Below are 19472 nucleotides of genomic sequence, written 5' to 3' on the forward strand. Positions count from 1 at the left end.
TCAACGGCCTGCCCGGCGCTGCTATCATGCCGGCATGCCGGAGCTGCCGGACATCCTGGCGTACCTGGACGCGCTGCGGCCGCGCGTCGTCGGGCAGACGCTGACGCAAGTACGCATCCTCAGCCCGTTCTTCGTTCGGACGTTCGAGCCGCCCGTTGAGTCGTTGGCGGGCCAAGTCGTCCACGATCTTCGCCGGCTTGGCAAACGCGTTGTGCTGTGCTGCGGCGAGGGCGCGCATGATCCGGTCTTCGCCGTCCTGCATCTGATGATCGCCGGCCGCCTGCGCTGGCTGGCCGCGGGCGCAAAGCCGCCGGGGAAGATCGTGCTCGCACTGTTCGACTTTCCAACCGGAACGCTGGCGATCACCGAAGCCAGCGGCAAGAAGCGGGCGTCGCTGCACGTCGTGCGCGGGGAAACCGCGCTTGCCGCGCTGGACCCCGGCGGCATCGACGTGCTCAACGCCGACACGGAGGCTTTCGCCGCCGCATTACGCCGCGAGAATCACACGCTCAAGCGTGCCCTGTCCGATCCGCGCACGTTCTCGGGCATCGGCAATGCGTACTCCGATGAGATTCTCCACGCCGCGCGACTGTCGCCGCTGACCCTGACCAGCAAGCTCAGTGACGCGGAGATCGCCCGGTTGCACGCGGCGACGCGCGCTACGCTGCAACACTGGATCGAAGTCCTGCGCGCGCAGTTCGCCGATCGCTTTCCGGGGCCGGGCGAGATCACCGCGTTTCGGCCGGAGTTCGCGGTGCACGGCAAGTTCGGGCAGCCGTGCGCGGTGTGCGGCGTCGCCGTGCAGCGCATCCGATATGCGGAGAACGAGACGAATTACTGCCCCGGCTGCCAGACTGGCGGACGCGTGCTGGCGGACCGGTCGCTCTCGCGGCTGCTGCGCGATGATTGGCCGCGGACGGTGGAGGAGTTGTAGAGCGTCGCCGCCACATCATGGCAGGTCGAGCACGACCTGCCCTACGCTTGCGGGAACAGCACGAACGGCGGCGACTCGGTACGCGTGCCGGCGTCGTCTGAAATAACGTGCACGAAACCCGGCCGTAACGCCGCGCTCGCCCACGCGCCGCCCCGCGCCGCAGGCGCCAGCGCGATGAACGCCGCCTGCCAGTCCGGCGGCACGTCGAAGCGCTCCGCGATCCGGCGTAGCACGGCGATGCAGGCATCCAACGGGCTGGCCCCCTGCCGCATCAACTCGACGCAGAGGAACGAGCCGCAGACACCCATGATCAGCTCGCCATTACCGGTCGCCGCGGCCGCGCCCGCCTGTTGATCCACGTACAGCCCGTGCCCAATGATCGGCGAATCGCCGACGCGCCCAGGCAGCTTGAACGCCATGCCGCTCGTCGAGCAGGCGCCCGCCAGATGCCCGGCGCGATCGCACGCGAGCAGGCTGACGGTGTCGTGGCTGGATGTCGAAAAGTCACCTGGCGGCGTGCAACCGCGGCAGACGGCACCACTGTCGGGTGCGGTCTTCTGCTGCCACTCGCGCCAGCGCTGCAGCGCGGCGTCCGTGAGCAACGCGCGCGGTGTGAAACCCTGGCGCGCAGCGAACAGCTCGGCGCCCCGCCCGACCAGCATGACATGCGGCGTGCGCTCCATCACGCACCGCGCCAGCGCGGTCGGATTCGCGTAGCGGCGGATATCCGCGACGGCCCCGCAGCGATTCGGGGCGGTCATCACGCACGCATCCAGCGTGACTTCGCCGCTCGCGTCCGGCGTGCCGCCGACGCCGACGCAATCGACGCTCTCATCGTCCTCGACCGCGGTGGCACCGGCCACCACGGCGTCGAGGGCGATCCCGCCCGCGTGCAACAGCGGCCACCCCGCCGCATTCGCGATCGTACCGAACTTCCAGGTCGAAAGCAGTAACGCGCTCATGAGCGTGAGTTTAGCCCACGGATCGTGGCTACGCACGACATGGCGTACGCCCATCGAGCATCTCGAATCTCAGACCGTGGGTTGATGCAGCCGCAGGTGTGCGCGGGCCGCGCCGGCGCGGCTACAGCGTCCCGCTCATCCATTTCACCACGTCCTGGAACGTCACCAGCACGAACGCCAGCACGATCAGCCCCAGCCCAACCAGCGTCGTGACCACCTGGACCTTCAGGTTCATCGGCTTGCGGCGAATCTTCTCCAGCAGCAGAAACATCATCACGCCGCCGTCAACGACCGGCAGCGGGATGAAGTTGATCACCGCCAGGTTGACCGAGATGTACGCCATGAAGGACAAGAGATCGCCCATGCTGGCTTCGGCATGCTGCATGGCGACGCGCACAATGCCGAGCGGCCCGGAGACGTCCTGCACACCCACGCGGCCGCGCGGCGACAGCATGCTGCGCAGAACGGCGTAGACGCTCCACAGGACGCGTCCCGTCTGCTGCACGCCCATCTGCAGCGCCGCCAGCGGATTGCCGTGGGCCGTCACTACTACCATGCTGGGTTCGAAACACCGCAGGATTTCCGGGTCAAACCGATATTGCCCACGCATCTGCCACGGATCCGTGTTGTCGGCGCGCACCGTAAACGTGCTCGTCTCCTGCCTAGCGTCCAAAAAGCTCGACAGCCAGGTCACCGTCACCGTGTTCCCGACATTCCGCCGGAGCAGCTCCTGGACCGCCCGCGTCGCCGGCAACGCCACCTCGCGGCCCGATTCGAGCCGCACCTTGGTTTCGCCGTTGATGGCCTTGATCTGCGCGGAAGGCGGCAGTTGCAGCTCATTCACAATGCTGCTGGGCACCTGCATGCGACCGACAAGCTCCTCGGTGCCAGCGCGCGAGCGAACTGTCACCATCCGCCCGGCCGCCGCCCGCAGCACCTCAAACGCTGCAGCCCAGGTGTGCACCGGCTGCTCGTCCACTGCGCACAACTCCGCCCCGCGCGGCAACCCCAATTCCGCCGCCGGCGTGTCCGCAACCACGTCGGCCACAACCGGCCGATCTTCCTCACCACCGAACCCCACCCCCACCCGCGCCGCGCGCGTGCCGAACAGGCTGAACGGCCGGCGCGGCGTCACCGTCAGCGACACCGGCTGCCCGTCACGCTCCACCACCACGGGTATGGGCGTGTCCACACTCTTCTCGTTGCTGGCCGTGATGTCCCCGAGCAGCGGATTGGCGATGTTACCCCATTGAGCGACCACATCACCCACTTTGAACCCGGCCGCCGCCGCCGGTCCACCCGGCTCGACGCTCTCAACGCGCGAGCGCCGCAGCAACCCCAACAGGTGCCGGGTGTCCGCGGCCGGCTGCGCCGCCAGCTCGTCGCTCGCGGGCCCCAGCACCAGCGACGCGTGCTGCACGAGCGTCAACGTCTGCGACTGGCCAGGCTGCCGCGGATCGGGCCGCTCGATCGTGAACTCCAGCGGCCGCCCGCCGCAACGCTCGACCGCCACGATCAGTTCGTACAGGGTCGCGACCGGCCATTCGTTCACGCGCGTGATGCGATCACCGGTCTGCAGACCCCGCGGGTCGGACAGCGCGCGAAGCTCTCGATTCACAGTCGTCGTGTACACCGGCGAGATGCCCAGCAGCTCCGTCAAGCTGCCGGCGCGTGCGCCGGCCGCGACCGTAATCTCCTTGTCCAGCAGGACCCCGTTCCGCTCCACCCGGACGCGCAGCGGAGCCTTGGCCACGGCGGCCGCCATGCCCAGATCATCGAGCGACTCGATCGGCGCGCCGTCAATCTCCGTGAAGCGATCGCCGGCCTGCACGTTGGCGCTCGCCGCGGCCCCGCCCATGTCCACGACCCCCACGACCGGCGCAAACTTCCGCGCTCCCAGAAACAGGAAGATCGCCGCATACACGAGGACCGCGAACAGCATGTTGCAGATGACGCCGGCCGACACGACGACCATCCGCCGACCGACCGACTTGTTCGTGAACGCCCGCGGGTCCGCACTCGGCTTGACCTCGCCGGTCTCCTCGTTCACGACGATGTCGTCCTCGCCGAGCATCTTCACGTAGCCGCCGAAGGGCAGCGCGTTGATGCAGTAATCCGTTTCGCCGAAGCCACGCGCCGTCAACTCCTCCGGCTTGTACGTCGGCCGCCGCCCGAACGTGAAACCCTCGCCGCGCCGATAGCCGCACACGCGGTAGAAGAACCCGAGCGCGAAGCGGTCGACGCGCACCCCCATCCACTTGGCCGCCGCGAAGTGCCCCAGCTCGTGCACGAAGATGATGATCGAGAAGCCGATCAGCACCTTGATGAACAGGTAGCTGTTGAGCAGCCACTGCAGCATACTCTCATTCACGCTCAGGTTTTCCATCAGGCCGCTCAGCTCCGCAGACAACGTTTCACTTCTTCACGCGCCCAGGCGTCACACGCCAACAGGTCCGTCAGCGCCGGCCGCGCCACCGGTCGATGCCGCCGGCAGACTTCGCCCGTCACCGCGGCAATCTCCCCGAACGGGATTTCACCCGCCCGGAACCGCTCCACCGCCACCTCGTTTGCAGCGTTCAGCACCGCTCCGGCCGCACCACCATCCCGCGCCGCCGCGTAACCCAGCTCGAGCGCCGGAAACCGCGCCCAGTCCGGCGGCTCAAAGTGCAGACAGCGCGCCTGGCTCCAGTCGAGCGGCTCGGCGATCCCGGTCATACGCCGGGGGTACGTCAGCGCGTACTGGATCGGCGTTTTCATGTCCGGCGTGCCCAGTTGGGCAATGATCGACCCGTCCTGAAACTCCACCATCGAATGCACGATCGATTCGGGGTGGATCAGCACGTTAATCTGGTCCGCCGACAACCCAAATAGCCAGTGCGCCTCGATGATCTCCAGCGCCTTGTTCATCATTGTAGCGCTGTCGATCGTGATCTTCGGACCCATCGACCACGTCGGGTGGTTGAGCGCGTCCGCCAACGTCGCCTGCGCGATCCTTTCCGGCGACCACTGCCGGAACGGCCCGCCGGATGCCGTGAGATGGATGCGTCGGACGTCCTCGCGGTGGCCGGCGTGCAGCGCCTGGAAGATCGCGGAATGCTCGCTATCAACCGGGATCAACGCGCCGCCGCGCTCCGCGGCCAACGGCATCAGCAACGATCCCGCCACCACGAGCGATTCTTTGTTGGCCAACCCGACGTCCAGGCCGCGCTCCACCGCCGCCAGCGTCGCCGGCAGGCCCGCGGCGCCCACGATGGCGGCCAGCACGAAGTCGGCGTCCAGCGCTTCAACCAGTTCGACCAGTCCCGCGGTCCCGGCGCGCACCCGCGCTCCGGCCGGTGCGGCCCGCCGCAGGTCGTCGTAGCAAGCCTCGTCGGCGATCGCCAGGTCGGCCACGCCGAACCGCCCGGCCTGGGCCGCGAGCGGCTGCCAGTTGTGGCGTGCCGCCAGGCCCACCACGCGCAGCTCATCCCCCAGCGCCGCAGCCACCTCGAGCGCCGAGCGGCCAATCGACCCCGTCGAACCCAGAATGATTACCCGCTTGGGCATGGGGCGTAGTATAGCGTTGAATCCCCCGCGCCGCCGCCGGCTAGGCCGAGGCCGCCTTCACATCCGCGTTCGCAAACAACCCGTTGGCACGCTCGTTCTCGATCCGGGGCGGCGGCGGTTCCAGGTGGAAGGCCGGCACGATCTCCTTCAGCCGCTGTCGCGCTTCCTCGCGCGAGAGCGTGTCCGCATCCGCCACTAGCCGGTCGATGTCCCGGACGAGTGTGTCCCAGTCCGTGGGGATGTTCTGCCAGATGCCGATCTTGGGGTGCGCCGTGCGCGACACGCCCTCGCCGTCGATCGCCAGTTCCTCGTAGAGCTTCTCACCCGGGCGCATGCCGCAGAACGCGATCTTGATGTCCACGTCCGGACGGAAGCCGGACAGCGTGATCATCTGCCGCGCGAGATCGACGATCTTGACCTGCTCGCCCATGTCGAGCACGAAGATCTCGCCGCCCTGGCCCATCGATGCCGCCTGCAACACGAGCTGCGCGGCCTCCGGGATGGTCATGAAGTAGCGCACCATTTCCGGGTGCGTCACGGTCACCGGGCCGCCGCGCGCGATCTGCTCCTTGAAGATCGGAATCACGCTGCCGCTGCTGCCCAGCACGTTGCCGAACCGCACGGTGACGAACTGCGTCTCGGAGCGCGCGTCCAGCCCCTGGATGTACATCTCGGCCACGCGTTTCGAGCAGCCCATGATGCTCGTCGGGTTGACTGCCTTGTCCGTGGAGATCATCACGAACTTCTCGCAGCCATACTCCGTCGCGGCATCGGCCACGGTGCGCGTGCCGCGCACGTTGTTCTTGATCGCCTCGCCCGGGTTGTGTTCCATCATCGGAACGTGCTTGTGCGCGGCCGCGTGGAACACCGCGCTCGGGCGCTCGGTGGCAAAGACGTGCCGTATGCGGGCCCGGTCGCCGACGTCCGCGATGTACGGCACTATGTCCGTGCGCTGAAACTGGCGCCGCAGCTCCTGGTCGATCGGGAACAACCCCGGCTCCGACCGCTCGATCAGCACCAGCCGCCGCGGCTCGAACCGCGCTATCTGCCGGCACATCTCGGACCCGATCGACCCGCCCGCGCCGGTCACCACCACCACGCGGCCGCGGATGAACTTGGCGATCTCATCGTCGTCCAGCTTGACCGGCACCCGCCCCAGCAAGTCGTTGATGTCAACGTCGCGGATTTCCTTCACCGAGGCCCGGCCCGCGATCAGGTCGGTCAGCGCCGGCAACGTCTTGAACCGCAGGTTCGTACCCTGGCACAACTCGACCACGCTGCGCAGCCGCGCGCGCGTCGCGGACGGAATCGCGATGAGGATTTCGTCCACCGCGTACTCGTCGCAGATCGCCTTGATGTTCCGGATCGGCCCGAGCACCTCGTACCCGTGGATCGACGTTCCCGCCTTGGTCTCGTCGTCGTCCACGAAGCCCACGACGCGGTAACGCGCGACCGGCATCCGCAGGATTTCGCGCACCACGTTCTCACCCGCGTCGCCCGCGCCCACGATCAGCAGCTTGGGCATCACGCCCTCCGTGGCCGGCCGCACCTCCTCGTGATACAGCCGCACCGCCAGCCGCCCGCCGCAGACCAGCGCGATCGTCCCCGCGAAATCCAGCACGAACACCGAATCCGGGAATTTCTCGCCGAAGGGCTGAATCGGCAACCCGAGCGAGCTCGCGTTCTGCAGCCCATAGTACAGGATGAAAATGCCGAAGAAGCTCCACCAGGCCCCGCGCGCAATCGCGAACACGTCGCGCAGGCTGACATACCGCCATGCGGCCCGGTGCAGCCCGAACAGCACGAACACCGTCAGCTTGATCGCCAGCACCGGCACCAGCAGCGGCAGGCAGAAATCCGTCAGCCAGTCGAACACCCCCGGCTCGAAGGGCGGAACCTCGATGAACAGCGACTTGATCCACAGCAGTGGCCGTGACAGCGTGGGCGACTGCTTGAAGTTGTACGCCAGGCCGAACGCCAGGAACCAGGCGCACGCAAACAGAACCAGGTGCGCGGTGACACTCACCGGCACGCGGTGTCGCCCCAGCCACTCGAGCCAGGCCCCCTGCGCCAGCTTCTCCTCATCCCTGTGCATATCCCGTTCGCCGCGCGCGACCCGCGCGCCACATCTTATGACCGGTCGGCCGCGCGACGGCAGCGCGCCCTGCCGTGCCTCTGGTCGTCGCTCACGGCATCACGGCCCGCAGCGCCGCTGCGAAATTCAGCAGTTCGTCCGTCCGGCCCGGGTCGCGCATAGCCAACTGTTCCACCTGCCCCAGCGCTAGCTGCGCCGCACCTGAGTCCCCCAGCCGCCACGCGCAGTACGCCTGCAGCGCCTGGGCCGAGGGTGAACCTGGATTCAACTCGGCAATCCGCGCGTAGCGCCGCATTTGCATTTCGAGGAAGGCCGACCGCCCCGTGGCGGACGCGTCGCCGAAGTACGCATCGAACTCGCCCGGTGCGCCGGTGAACACGCTCTGCGCCCGGCGCAGCGCCGCCAGCAGGTCGTCCACCGCCTGCAGCGGTCGCTCCTGCTCCAAGGCCAGGTGCGCCATCAACAGCAACGGCACCGCGGTTTGGCGATCCAGCTCGCTGGCCATCCGTAAACGCTGCATGGCGCGCACGAGGTTCTCGTTGCAGTCCGTGCACCGCTCGAAACGCAGCGTCTCCGGATGGCGCATGTCTACCGTGGCCTGCTTGAAGAGCGCGATTCCCTCACGCTCCGCCTGCGCCGCGCGCTCCGCGGTGCGTTGCTCCAGTCGTTCCGCCACGGTGGTCGTCAGCGGCACCGCCGGCTCCGTCGGGACCGGGGTTAACCCCAGCAGGTTCTCGAACCGCGTCGCGGGCGCGCGCGGCGTATAGCGCGACGCGCTGAGCGCGGGCACGTACCCGATCGGCACGCCCGGCAGCGGAAGCTGCAGGCTCCGCGCGGCATCCAGGCCCGTGATCATCCCGAACTGCTGATCTCGGTTCGCAAACAGGTCGGCGTAAAACGTCCGCTGCGGCATTCCCATCGTCGCGCGCAGTCCCAGTCGGGCGGTCTGCAGAAGCCCCTGGTTCGCTGTGCTGTTCAGGTCACCCCGGGACGGCAGCCGGGGCTGCCCCAGGAGAGCCACGCTGGATTCACGCCGCGTGGCGCTGAGCGGCGCCAGAGGCGAACGCGTAAAATACCCGCCGAGCGACGTCGATGGCCCCTCGTCGGCCGGTCGCCGGATCAGGTTATCCAGTGTGCGCGCGCGCTGCGCCTGGGCGGATGCACCTGGAACGGTCGCCAGCACACCCAGTGCGCCCCCCACCCACAGCCAATACCACCAACGCATTCGAGTGACCTCAAACCGGTCAAACGTTCCAACCGGTCAATAGTACCATCGGCGTCCTGTCCGTAAAACGTCTACTTACGTCATTTGCGCGCTAAGATTCAGCCCGCCTGCAACTTCCGTAAACGTCCCAGCGTTTGGTACGTCCGCCGGCGCACGCCGTTCGCCCGGCAATGCAACCCGTGCCATCCACCATGTCGACCGCTCCAACCACACACTTGCGGTCCGCAACCTTTCGCGCACACCTAGTTATCGGCATCCAGTGGTCCGATCGCCCACCGGCCCCGAGTCGTCCCAAGGGCATGCGTAGTGTAAACGCCCAATGCTTCAGGAAGCGCGTTCGGGAGCGATCCCGACCTGCGCGGCCTCCGGCAGTCTAATGCCGAGCGGCCACCGCGCCTACCCTTGGAATTACCACGCGTTCGAGATACCCTGCGGCAGCGGGCCGACGCCCTGCGACCGGCCTCTTCTCCTCCGCGCCGGACGTAACGCTCCAAGGAGCCTGACATGCTGGTCGTGATGAACGCCAATGCCACGCCCGCCGAAGTGGCAGCGGTCGCCGACAAGATCCGCGCGCTGGGCTACGCCCCGCACGTCATCCCCGGACCCACGCGGACCGCCATCGGCATTACCGGCAATCGCGGGCCGGAGGGCCGCGAGGCCCTGCTGCTGATGCCCGGCGTCCAGGATGTGGTACGCGTTACCGCGGGCTACAAGCTCGTGTCGCGCGAGACGCACCCGGACAGCAGCGTTTTCCCCATCGCCAGCACGCGTGTGGGCGACGGCTTCACCATCATCGCGGGCCCCTGCTCCGTCGAGAACGAGAAGATGATCATCGAGACGGCGCAGTTCATGGTCGGCCTCGGCGTAAAGCTGATGCGGGCCGGCGCATACAAGCCGCGCACGAGCCCATACGCCTTCCAGGGCCTGGGCAAGGAGGGGCTGCGGATTCTGGCCAAGGCGCGCGCCGAGACCGGCATCGGCGTCGTGACCGAGGTGCTCGACACGGAGAACGTCACGGCCATCGAAGAGGTCGCCGACGTGCTCCAGGTCGGTACGCGCAACATGCAAAACTACGCCCTGCTCCGCCGTCTTTCGACCACGTCGAAGCCCGTGCTGCTGAAGCGCGGCATGGCGGCCACCGTCGAGGAGTGGCTGCTGGCGGCAGAGTACATCATGAGCGGTGGCAACCGGCAGGTGTTGCTCTGTGAGCGCGGTGTGCGGACCTTCGCCGACCACACGCGCAACACGCTCGACCTCTCGATCATCCCGGTCGTGAAGCACCTGTCGCACCTGCCCGTCATCATCGACCCCAGCCACGGCACCGGCCGTGCCGAGTTTGTGCCGGCGATGTCGCGGGCCGCGCTGGCCGCCGGCGCGGACGGCCTGATCGTCGAGGTGCACCCCAACCCGCGGAGCGCGTTGTCCGACGGGCAGCAATCACTGGATTTCCCGACCTTCACCAACCTGCTCGCGTCGCTGCACCCGCTGGCGGACGTGTTGAAGGTCGCGGTGTTGTGAGACTGGGGGACCGGCCGCCGGTCGGTCGAACGGGCTCGCAGTGGCCGCCCGACGGATCGATGGAGGTTCTACGTCTTGGCCACGGTCGGCGCGGCCGCGGCCGGCTCGGCGGTCTGCACCGACTGCCACAGGATCTCCGCAATGTCGAGCTGTGCCACGCCCTCGAGCCCCTGGTCCGCCAGGCCGTCCGTCAGCATCGTCTTGCAGAACGGGCACGCCGAAGCGATCGTGCATTCCTTGCCGCCGCTGGGCAGGACCGTGAGCAACTGCCGCACCCGCGTGTGATTCACCCGCGCGGCCCCCTGCTCCTCTTCCTTCCACATCTGCGCCCCGCCCGCCCCGCAGCACATCCCGCGATCGCGGCTCTGCTCGGCCTCCGCCAGCCGTATGCCGGGGACTGCGGCCAACACGTCGCGCGGCGGCTCATAGATCTCATTGTGCCGGCCGAGATAGCAGGCGTCGTGATACGTGACATGCGCGTCGACGCGCTGCCGCGGCTGCAGCCGCCCCGCGCGGACCAGTTCGGCCAACAGCTCGCTGTGATGGATCAGCGCGTAACGCCCGCCGAAATCGGGATACTCGTTCTTCAGCGTGTTGTAGCAGTGCGGACAGGTGGTCACGATCTTGCGGACGTTGTAGCGGTTGAGTGTTTCGACGTTCGCCTGCGCGAGCATCTGGAACAGGAACTCGTTCCCCGCCCGGCGGGCCGGGTCGCCGTTGCATTGTTCCTCCGGCCCGAGGATCGCGAAGCTGACGCCGGCTGTCTTGAGCAGTTGCGCGAACGCCCGCGCGATCTTCCGCGAGCGATCGTCGAACGACGCCGCGCAGCCGACCCAGTACAGGTACTCCACGTCGGACTTCTCGGCCATCAACGGCACGTCCAGCCCTGCGGCCCACTCGGCGCGCTGCTCATTCGGATAGCTGTACGGGTTGCCGACCGTCTCAAGCCCTTTGAAGGCGGTCTGAAGCTGCTCCGGGAACTCGCCGCGCTCCATGACCAGGTGCCGGCGCAGGTCGACGATCTTGTCGATGTAGGTGATGAAGACCGGGCATTCCTCCTCACACGCTGCGCAGCTCGTGCACGCCCAGAGCACCTCCGGATTCACGGTCGCGGGCACCAGCAGCGTTTGCTCCTCGGTTGGCGCAGCCTCACCAGCGCCCTCGACTTTGGGCACCGCACCGGCCGCGAGCAGCTCCTCCTGGTGTTCATACATGTAGTCGCGCAGGCCGGTCGTCAGGTGCTTGGGCGACAGCAGCTTGCCGGTCTTCGTCGCCGGGCACTGGTCCGAGCAGCGCCCGCATTCGGTGCACGTGTAGAAGTCCAGCACGTCCTTCCAACTGAAGTCCTGCACGCGCTTGACGCCCAGCGTCTCCTCCCGCTCCAGCCGACCCTCGATGTCCGCGAGCGGGGCGAGCCGGCCGCGCGGCGTGAGCTGGCGGCAAAACACGTTCGGGATGACCGTCAGGACGTGGAAGTGCTTCCCATACGGCAGCAGGTTCAGGAACAGCAACACGAGCGCGGAGTGCGTCCAGAACCCAACGTGAAACAGCACGTGCTGGGCCTCGCTGGGCAGCGGCGCGAGCACCTTCGCGGTCAGTGAGGCAAACGGCATCACGGCGGCGAACTTCCCGCCGTGTTGCTGATTGATCTCCACGCCCTCGTACACCAGGTCGGCGATCATCATCGTGAAGATGATGCCGAGGATCAGCAGGCCCTCGAAGTTGAGCGTCAGCCGCTTCAGCCGCGCGATCAGCCGGTTGTAGAAGAACACCAGCACGCCGAGGATGACCAGCACCGTGAAGATGTCGCGCAGGAAGGCATAAATCATACCGAGCGGCTGATCGAGGCCAAACACCCAGAAGTCGAAGTCGCGCACATACCCGCGGCCCCACAGGATCAGCGAGTTCAGCAGCAAGACCATGAACCCGAAGAAGACGATGATGTGCGCCCAGCCGGCGGCAAAATAGCGCGGCATGCGCTTCTGCACGAAGACGTATTCGAGCACGGCCCCGATGCGCCGCCCGATCTGATCGGCCCGGTTCTCGGGTCGCTTGGCCACCAGCATCAATCGCCAGCGTTTGCTGGCGGAATACGCGAACGCGGCCAGCGTGACCGCCAGCAGGATCGTCATTCCGACAGGACTCATGCCGCACCTCGCTCAGCCGGATGGGTGAAGGACGGGCATTGTAGCGGGCGGGCAAGTCGTTGCGAATGGGGCGGCAATTCACCCGTCGGGTGGCCGGACCTCTGGCTGGGCGGTACGAGCACCATGCTGGGTGGTACGGGCATCTTGCCGGGTGGTACGGGCATCTTACCCGTTCTTCCAGCGGGCGAGACGCCCGTACCACCTGGTCTCAGCTCGCCAGGGTCACCCCTGCCCATTGCGCGGCCGCAGCCAGCGCCGCCGTCTCGACCCGCAGAACGTGTTCCGTCAGACGCACGATCTCGCCGCCCGCGGCCCGCACCGCAGCGACCTCGACGGCCGCCAGTCCGCCTTCCGGCCCGATCACAACGGCCAGGTCCGCGGCCGCGCGGCCGCGCGTCACCAGCCACTGCACGAATGTCAGTGCGGATCCATCAAGATGTGCCGCCACGAGCGCGCCGCGCTGGGCCGCCAACACATCGGCCAACGTGACCCCCGCCGTGATCTCGGGCAACCACGCCCGCCGGCATTGCTTGCAGGCCGCGAGCGCCGTGCGACCGAGGCGGGTCGCGTGCGCCGCCCCGGTGTGCACGACCGAATGCTCGAACTCCGCCAGCACCAGCCGCGTCACGCCCAACTCGGTGGCCTTCTCCGCCAGCCATTCCAGCCGCGCGCCCTTGCAGCCCGCGACGATCAGCGTGAGCGTCCGCGCCGGCAGTGGCACCGCGTCGATCGCGTCGATGTTGACGATCGCCTGTCGCGCTGCCTTCCGGCCGCGTCCGGTCGCCGCATCGCCACGCAGCGTCCCGTGCCCCACGTGCCCGCGGCCGTCGAAGAGTGTGGTCGCATCGCCTGCGGACAAACGCAGGCTCTTCAGCGCATGCTCGGCTTCGGCACCGTCCAGCATGACTTCGCCGGCGTGAACATCCGGACAATAGAACCAGGGTGCGACCATGCGGCCATTATAGAGCGGCGACCTTGCGTAGCGCGCCCGGCAGAATCTGGAATAGCCGGTCGAGGTCGGCGTCCGTGTTGAACCGCCCGAGCGAGAAGCGCACCTCGCCGAGCGCGATCGGGGCCGGGATGCCCATCGCCTTCAGCACGTGCGACGGTTTCTGCGAGCCGCTCGCGCACGCCGCCCCGCCCGACGCACAGATGCCGACGTCGCTCAACAACATCAACAGCGCCTCGGACGCAACGCCCTCAAAGCACACCAGCGTTGTATTCGGCAGTCGCTCCGCACCGCCGCCGATGATGTGTGCGTTGGCGAACTGCCGCCGCAACTCTGCTTCGAGTCGCGTACGCAGGGCCGCGATGCGCGTTCGCTCAACCGCGCCCTCGTTTTGCAGAATCTGGCACGCCACGCCCAGGCCGACGATCCCCGGCGCGTTCAGCGTCCCGCCCCGCCGCTGTCGTTCCTGTGAACCGCCGGTCTGCCAGGCCCGAAATGGCGTGCCGCGCCGCACGTAAAGCGCACCGACGCCCTTTGGGCCGTAGATCTTGTGGCTACTGAGCGACAGTAGCGCCACGCCCAGTTCGTCCACGCTCACCGGCATCTTGCCCAGCGCGTTCACCGCGTCCGTATGCACCGGCACGCCGCGCGACTGTGCAATCTGACAGACTTCCCGCAACGGCAAGATCACGCCGGTCTCGTTGTTTGCCAGCATGACCGAGATCAGCGCCGTGTCGGAACGAATCGCGGCCTCCAGCGCCGCCAGATCGAGCCGCCCCTCACGATCCACACCGATGCGCGTGACCGTGACGCCCTCGTACTCCAGCCGCTCGGCGGTCTCCAGCACGGCATGATGCTCGACCGCGGAGACGATCAGGTGGCGCTTGGCGGGATCCGCCGCCAGCACGCCGCGCAGCGCCGTGTTGTCCGCTTCCGTCCCGCCGCTGGTAAAGACGATCTCGCTGTCGCGCGCGCCGATCAACCCAGCGACACGCGTCCGTGCTTCTTCGATCTCGCCGGCAACCTGCGCCCCGAAGTGGTGCCCGCTCGACGGGTTACCCCAGCGCTCGGTCAGCAGCGGCAGCATGGCCTGCACGACGCGCTCGTCCGGCCGGGTCGTCGCGTTGTTGTCCAGGTAGGTGATTGTGCTCATTGGTTCGGTGTGTTCGGATCCAGGTCCCAGTCTTCCGCGAGTTGCTCCTTGAGACCTGTCTGGCGCTCGGCATGCCCATCATTGTAGGCGTAGTTCGCCCCGCCGTAGTGCCGCTCATCGATGTACGCCTCGCCTTCGAGCCCGGCAATGTGCTCCTTGGGGATGTAGCTGATGAGCAGGTCGTTCGGGTCGGTCACCTGCGGATTGCCGTCCATGATCAGCGGCATCTTCGCCTTGATGTGATCGAGCGAGCCCTTCAGCCAGCTCAACTCGTACACGCGGTAGTGCCCGGTGCTGTTGGCCATCGGCACCGCTTCCTTGCAGACCCACAGCTCGTAGCGCCCGTCGCGGTTCCGCTGGACGGGGAAGTCCTCGTTGTCCGCAAAGTCCTTGTCCTGGTACAGGTAGACGTACAGCGCTTCGGCCCAGCCGTGCCGCGGCGAGTTCTCCGTGTCCGGCTTCACGTCGTAGACCATCGGCGGCAACTGAAAATGGTTGTCGCTGCTGTACGCCGTGAGCGCCTTCATAAACTCGGCCAGGCGTGTCAGGCAGACCGTGGCCTTAGCCTGCTGACGTGCCCGGCTCAGCGAAGGCGTCAGGATCGAGATCAGGAGGGAGATGATCCCCACGACGACCAGCAGCTCGATGAGCGTGAAGCTACCCCGCACCGCGGAATGTCGCCGCCGGACGGAGGACTGCCTTCGCGGTGCAACGTGGCGCATGCGTTCGACCTTGGGCGGCCACCCGGTCAACGGGCAATACCCGGGCCCGCCGACATAGTATTATAGGTGCGCGGGCAACCATGGTGCCACGGCGTAACGTGGATCGCCGAGGGAATCTGTGCCCGCCCCGCAGGACCGCAATGACTCCGCCCGCACCGTCGCCGGACGTCCCCGATAATGACGCCGCGCACGAACTGCGCGCTCGGCTGGACTTTGATGATGCCCGATTGCTGGCCGAATGTGACATTCATCTGCATCGCGCCGGCGGCCCTGGCGGCCAGCATCGCAACAAGGTCTCGTCCGCGGTCCGGCTTGTGCATCGGCCGACCGGGTTTACCGTGACGGCGAGCGAACGGCGGTCGCAGCACGAAAACCGCGCGAACGCGCTGCATCGGCTGCGTGAGGCCATCGCCATCGGCGTGCGCAGCACGGTGCCGGTGCAGGTTGTCTGGCCCGACAGCGTCAACATTCGTAATGGGCAGCTCAAGGTGGGCGCGCAGAATCCCGCGCTGTGCCACGTTCTGGCGCTCGCGCTCGATGCCCTGGCGGCGTATGGCGGCCAGGTTGGCAAAGCCGCCGCCCATCTCGGCGTGACCACGTCGAGCCTGACGCGTTTCCTCGCGGACCATCCGAAGGCGTGGGTGGAGGCGAACCGCATCCGGCAGCACGCGGGCCTGGCACCGCTCCGCGCGTAGCGGCCGGCCTGTTGCGGGTGGCACCGGCGTCTCGCCGGTGTGGGGAGAGCAAAGCTCCAGCTTTGCTCCTGACAGCCGCCGGTAGGGCGAAGTTCCGCTTCGCACGCCCACGGGCCCTCGCTCGCGCTTCGGGCTCGGATGCGGTTGGTACCCTTGCCCGGCCAGCTCCCGATAAGGCCGCGGTTCTGAGTCCGCCGGTCGAAGGGTACCAAGGGTACCAACTTCTTGTGGGGGCGGGTTGGTACTCTTCCTGAGCCGTCAGCCATCGGCCGTCGGCCGTCAGCCAGACCGGAAGCGACGAAGTCACGCAGGCACGAGGGGCGGGGATTGAGGGAACGAGGGATCGAGGGAACAGGGAACAGGGAACAGGGAACAGAGAAACGCGCACACTGGGCAAGGATGGGCGCGCGGCTCGTGAGGGGCAAGATCCGCGTGGCGGTTTGGCGAGAACGTGTGGATTCTGGCGGGGATTGGCGGTGTGTGGTGCGATTTTGCGGTGCGCTCCGCCGTGAGCGTGTTCTGACGGCTCGTAAGACCGGTCTGGCCTTCAATCCCCGTGTGGCCGAGTTGGGGGCGTTGCGCGTATGAGCCAGTTGTCGAGCATCTGCGTGTATTCCCAGTTGTGCTCGAAGCCGGCCGTGTTGTGACCGCCGGGAGTCTCGATGAACTGCTTCGGCTCGCAGGCCGCGTCGAAAAGACGTCGGGCATTCTCCAGCGGGATGAGTTCATCGTCCCGGCCGTGCAGGAATAGCTTGGGACATGGAATCCGGCCGACGCGGCGAACCGATTCGTAACGGTGCGTGCAGATCAGGCCCACGGGCAGGAGCGGGTACTCGCGCCGGCCGATGTCAACCATGCTCGTGAACGTGCATTCGACGACCAACGCCGCGGGCGTGTGCCGGGATGCCAGTTTGATCGCGACCGCGCCGCCGAGCGAACGGCCGATGATTACGATGCGCTCGGGCGGCTCGCGACGCGTCTCCACCAGGTAGCGCCAGGCCGCCTCGGCATCTGAGTAGAGCCCTGCCTCCGTTGGCTGGCCGGCGCTCCGGCCGTAGCCGCGGTAGTCCAGCGCCAGGACCGCGAAGCCGAGGCGATGCAGCGTCTGGAGTGTCGGCGTGATGTCGCCGAGATTGTCGGCATTGCCGTGGCAGAAGAGCACCGTGCCGCGCGGTGCGGCGTGCGGCAGGTACCAGGCGGCGAGCGCGACGCCGTCCGCAGCGTGGAGCGTCAAGTCCTCGAAATCGAGCTTGAGATCGGCGGGAGTCAGGTGATAGGTCGGCGCCGGCATGTAGATCAAGTACGGCTGGGCGAAGAAGATGCCGGCGCAAATCAGCACATACGTGCCGACGATGGCGGCCGCAACGATGCACAGCAGACGGCGTAGAGGACGCCGCCGGCGCGCGGGCGGCGGCGACATGCGAGAGTCGGGTGGGTTGGGGTCAGTGCTCATCAGGGCATTCTACCGCGACGCGAGTGCTATCGAGTTCGCGGACTTCATACACGCGTGCGGCATCTTGACGTTCGCTCACTGCCGTTCGTGGCTCCGAACCGCGCGGCGCGCGTATCCCACTGCTCAAGAGCAGTGTTACACGAGCTTCGTCGCTTCGTCGCTCCGTTGCTCCGTCACTTCCGTTCCGGCTGAAAGCTGATCGCTGACTGCTGACGGCCCGCAATCGCCCGTTGACGCCTTCGGCCATCCTGACTACGGTTCCGCCTGCATGTCCACCAAACCTGGAATCGAAGACGCTGCGACCGCAGCCGCTCGTTGCCGGCGGCGCGCGGGCTGGTCCGTCACGCTGCTCCTCGCGGCGCTCGCCCTTGTCGCCTTCAGCCAGATCATCACACGCTCCGCGGCCCCTGGCGTCGCCGCTTCGCAGCCCATCGCGCCGGGCGCGTTCTACGGCGCGTGGGTGCTGACGCCCGCGATCGTCACGATCGTGCTCGCCATCGTCCTGCGGCAGGTCGTGCCGGCCCTCGCGATCGGCATACTGCTCGGGGCGTTCATGCTGGTGCCGTTCCCGCCCGCCGGCACGAGCTTCGGCACCGGCTTCGTGGCGGGCGTGCAACTCAGCCTCGAGCACTACCTCGTCGGCGCCCTCGCCGACCACGGGCACGTCAAGGTCATCGTGTTCACGCTGCTGATCGCCGGCATGGTGGGCGTGATCGCAGCGAACGGCGGCACGGGCGCGGTCGTCAACGCCGTCGCGCGCTGGGGTTCCACCCGCCGCCGGGGCCAGGTCGTCACGTGGTTTGCCGGCCTGATCGTGTTCTTCGACGATTACGCGAACGCGATGATCATCGGGCCGGCGATGCGGCCGGTCTGCGACCGGCTGCGCATCAGCCGGGCGAAGCTCGCGTACATCGTGGACTCGACCGCGGCCCCGGTGTCGTCGCTCGCCGTGATCAGCACGTGGATCGGCTACGAGATTGGCTGCATCCAGGCGGGGCTCGACCAGCTTGCGGCGCGGCCGGACTTCCTGGCCGACGTCGGCGGTTACCAGGCCTTCATTACGAGCCTGCCGTTTCGGTTTTACCCGATTCTGGCGCTGGTGCTGGTGCTGCTGATCGGGCTGTTGGACCGTGACTTCGGACCGATGCTGCGCGCGGAGCGCGAGGCGCTGCGCACATCGCCCATGGAACCAAGTGCCGCGGATGGCGTTGTCATCGGCCGCGCCTGGTGGGCGATTTTCCCGGTGGTGGTGCTCGTGGTGCTGACGCTGGTACTGCTCGTGCTGCCGGGGTGGCGAGCCGTCGACTGGGGCATGTTCCAGCCGCCACCGGGCATGGGCTACGCGCTCGGCGCGGTGCACGCGGTCATCGGCCAGGCCGACGCATTCAACCCGATCCTCTACGCGGGAGCGGCGGCCCTGCTGAGCGCAGTGGTGATCTCGCTGGCGACCGGGGCGCTCACGCTGCCGCAGACGATCGACAGCGCCACGGAGGCGATGTCGCGGCTGGTGCCGACGCTGATCGTGCTGGTCCTGGCGTGGACGCTGTCGGCGACGATGAAGGACCTGCAGCTCGCGGAGGTTGCCGTCGGGTTGCTGCGGTCCGCAGGCTTCGATGATCCGTTTCGGCTGCGCGCGCTGCCGGTGTGCATCTTTGCGGCGGCGTGCGTGGTGTCGTTCGCCACCGGCACGTCGTGGGGGACGATGGGCATTCTGTGCCCGGCGACGGTGACGATCGCGGCCGGGCTGGTGCCGGTCCTGTCGCCGGCGGAGGCCCAGCACGTGTTCTACGCGTCGGTGGGCGCGGTGCTGGCGGGCGCGGTGTTCGGCGATCACTGCTCGCCGATCAGCGACACGACGGTGCTTTCATCGCTGGCGACCGGCTGCACGCTGGAGAGCCACGTGTGGACGCAGATGCCGTACGCGGTCGTCGTGGCGGCGGTGTCGATGCTGTGCGGCGACGTGTTCGTGCGCTACACGGACCTCCCGCCGTGGGGCGGATTGCTGCTGGGCGCGGTGCTGCTGCTGGTCATCGTCCGGGTCTTCGGCCGTCAGCCGACGACGAGCTAACTCAG

14 protein-coding genes are annotated in these 19472 nt (G+C 67.6%); 4 read left to right on the forward strand and 10 right to left on the reverse strand.

What is annotated here, in order from left to right:
• The first annotated feature begins 34 nt into the window (after positions 1 to 34).
• Positions 35 to 934, forward strand: a complete 900-nt coding sequence (locus tag KA383_09440; protein ID MBP7746347.1) for a formamidopyrimidine-DNA glycosylase — start codon at positions 35 to 37, stop codon at positions 932 to 934.
• Between the two features lie 41 nt (positions 935 to 975).
• On the opposite strand, the gene KA383_09445 is transcribed toward KA383_09440, so the two are convergent.
• The 5 genes from KA383_09445 to KA383_09465 all read right to left on the reverse strand — a co-directional run bounded on the left by KA383_09445 (position 976) and on the right by KA383_09465 (position 8762).
• The gene (locus tag KA383_09445; GenBank protein MBP7746348.1) at positions 976 to 1950 is read right to left on the reverse strand and encodes an isoaspartyl peptidase/L-asparaginase; all 975 of its coding nucleotides are present in this window, start codon (positions 1948 to 1950) and stop codon (positions 976 to 978) included.
• Positions 1951 to 2017: 67 nt separating this feature from the next.
• Complete coding sequence (locus tag KA383_09450) at positions 2018 to 4306, reverse strand: site-2 protease family protein (protein ID MBP7746349.1); 2289 nt, start codon at positions 4304 to 4306, stop codon at positions 2018 to 2020.
• The gene (locus KA383_09455; protein MBP7746350.1) at positions 4291 to 5442 is read right to left on the reverse strand and encodes a 1-deoxy-D-xylulose-5-phosphate reductoisomerase; all 1152 of its coding nucleotides are present in this window, start codon (positions 5440 to 5442) and stop codon (positions 4291 to 4293) included. The genes KA383_09450 and KA383_09455 overlap by 16 nt, the downstream gene beginning before the upstream one ends.
• 40 nt (positions 5443 to 5482) lie before the next feature.
• Positions 5483 to 7537: a polysaccharide biosynthesis protein gene (locus KA383_09460; protein MBP7746351.1), complete on the reverse strand. Its 2055-nt coding sequence runs from the start codon at positions 7535 to 7537 to the stop codon at positions 5483 to 5485.
• A 91-nt stretch (positions 7538 to 7628) separates the two neighbouring features.
• Positions 7629 to 8762: a hypothetical protein gene (locus KA383_09465; protein ID MBP7746352.1), complete on the reverse strand. Its 1134-nt coding sequence runs from the start codon at positions 8760 to 8762 to the stop codon at positions 7629 to 7631.
• 504 nt (positions 8763 to 9266) lie between these two features.
• Here KA383_09465 and aroF point away from each other — a divergent pair.
• On the forward strand, positions 9267 to 10280 hold the full coding sequence (aroF, locus tag KA383_09470) for a 3-deoxy-7-phosphoheptulonate synthase (GenBank protein ID MBP7746353.1): 1014 nt from the start codon (positions 9267 to 9269) through the stop codon (positions 10278 to 10280).
• Positions 10281 to 10348: 68 nt separating this feature from the next.
• Here aroF and KA383_09475 read toward each other — a convergent pair whose 3' ends face one another.
• From KA383_09475 to KA383_09490, 4 genes are all read right to left on the reverse strand, one after another.
• Positions 10349 to 12427: a 4Fe-4S dicluster domain-containing protein gene (locus KA383_09475; GenBank protein ID MBP7746354.1), complete on the reverse strand. Its 2079-nt coding sequence runs from the start codon at positions 12425 to 12427 to the stop codon at positions 10349 to 10351.
• Positions 12428 to 12635: 208 nt separating this feature from the next.
• Positions 12636 to 13379 (reverse strand): 16S rRNA (uracil(1498)-N(3))-methyltransferase, encoded by a 744-nt coding sequence (locus KA383_09480; protein ID MBP7746355.1) that lies wholly within the window; start codon positions 13377 to 13379, stop codon positions 12636 to 12638.
• Between the two features lie 7 nt (positions 13380 to 13386).
• Positions 13387 to 14529, reverse strand: a complete 1143-nt coding sequence (locus tag KA383_09485; GenBank protein MBP7746356.1) for an aminotransferase class V-fold PLP-dependent enzyme — start codon at positions 14527 to 14529, stop codon at positions 13387 to 13389.
• Positions 14526 to 15197: a prepilin-type N-terminal cleavage/methylation domain-containing protein gene (locus tag KA383_09490; GenBank protein ID MBP7746357.1), complete on the reverse strand. Its 672-nt coding sequence runs from the start codon at positions 15195 to 15197 to the stop codon at positions 14526 to 14528. Before KA383_09490 ends, KA383_09485 begins: the two co-directional genes overlap by 4 nt.
• A gap of 194 nt (positions 15198 to 15391) precedes the next feature.
• On the opposite strand from KA383_09490, the gene KA383_09495 reads away from it, so the two are divergent.
• Positions 15392 to 15946: a peptide chain release factor-like protein gene (locus KA383_09495; protein ID MBP7746358.1), complete on the forward strand. Its 555-nt coding sequence runs from the start codon at positions 15392 to 15394 to the stop codon at positions 15944 to 15946.
• A 547-nt stretch (positions 15947 to 16493) separates the two neighbouring features.
• Here the strand turns inward: KA383_09495 and KA383_09500 are convergent.
• A complete protein-coding gene (locus tag KA383_09500) occupies positions 16494 to 17399 on the reverse strand; it encodes an alpha/beta hydrolase (GenBank protein ID MBP7746359.1) in 906 nt (301 codons plus the stop codon).
• Between the two features lie 268 nt (positions 17400 to 17667).
• Between KA383_09500 and KA383_09505 the strand changes: the two genes are divergently transcribed.
• A complete protein-coding gene (locus KA383_09505; GenBank protein MBP7746360.1) occupies positions 17668 to 19467 on the forward strand; it encodes a Na+/H+ antiporter NhaC family protein in 1800 nt (599 codons plus the stop codon).
• Positions 19468 to 19472: the final 5 nt, after the last annotated feature.

It is taken from the genome of Phycisphaerae bacterium (assembly GCA_017999985.1).
Taxonomy (GTDB): domain Bacteria; phylum Planctomycetota; class Phycisphaerae; order UBA1845; family Fen-1342; genus JAGNKU01.

Excerpts from the sequence above, each read along its gene's own strand:
- KA383_09440 (MBP7746347.1), top strand. The coding sequence starts at position 35 with ATGCCGGAGCTGCCGGACATCCTGGCGTACCTGGACGCGCTGCGGCCG.
- KA383_09445 (MBP7746348.1), bottom strand. The coding sequence starts at position 1,950 with ATGGGCGTACGCCATGTCGTGCGTAGCCACGATCCGTGGGCTAAACTC.
- KA383_09455 (MBP7746350.1), bottom strand. The coding sequence starts at position 5,442 with ATGCCCAAGCGGGTAATCATTCTGGGTTCGACGGGGTCGATTGGCCGC.
- KA383_09460 (MBP7746351.1), bottom strand. The coding sequence starts at position 7,537 with ATGCACAGGGATGAGGAGAAGCTGGCGCAGGGGGCCTGGCTCGAGTGG.
- KA383_09465 (MBP7746352.1), bottom strand. The coding sequence starts at position 8,762 with ATGCGTTGGTGGTATTGGCTGTGGGTGGGGGGCGCACTGGGTGTGCTG.
- aroF (MBP7746353.1), top strand. The coding sequence starts at position 9,267 with ATGCTGGTCGTGATGAACGCCAATGCCACGCCCGCCGAAGTGGCAGCG.
- KA383_09475 (MBP7746354.1), bottom strand. The coding sequence starts at position 12,427 with ATGAGTCCTGTCGGAATGACGATCCTGCTGGCGGTCACGCTGGCCGCG.
- KA383_09480 (MBP7746355.1), bottom strand. The coding sequence starts at position 13,379 with ATGGTCGCACCCTGGTTCTATTGTCCGGATGTTCACGCCGGCGAAGTC.
- KA383_09485 (MBP7746356.1), bottom strand. The coding sequence starts at position 14,529 with ATGAGCACAATCACCTACCTGGACAACAACGCGACGACCCGGCCGGAC.
- KA383_09495 (MBP7746358.1), top strand. The coding sequence starts at position 15,392 with ATGACTCCGCCCGCACCGTCGCCGGACGTCCCCGATAATGACGCCGCG.
- KA383_09500 (MBP7746359.1), bottom strand. The coding sequence starts at position 17,399 with ATGAGCACTGACCCCAACCCACCCGACTCTCGCATGTCGCCGCCGCCC.
- KA383_09505 (MBP7746360.1), top strand. The coding sequence starts at position 17,668 with ATGTCCACCAAACCTGGAATCGAAGACGCTGCGACCGCAGCCGCTCGT.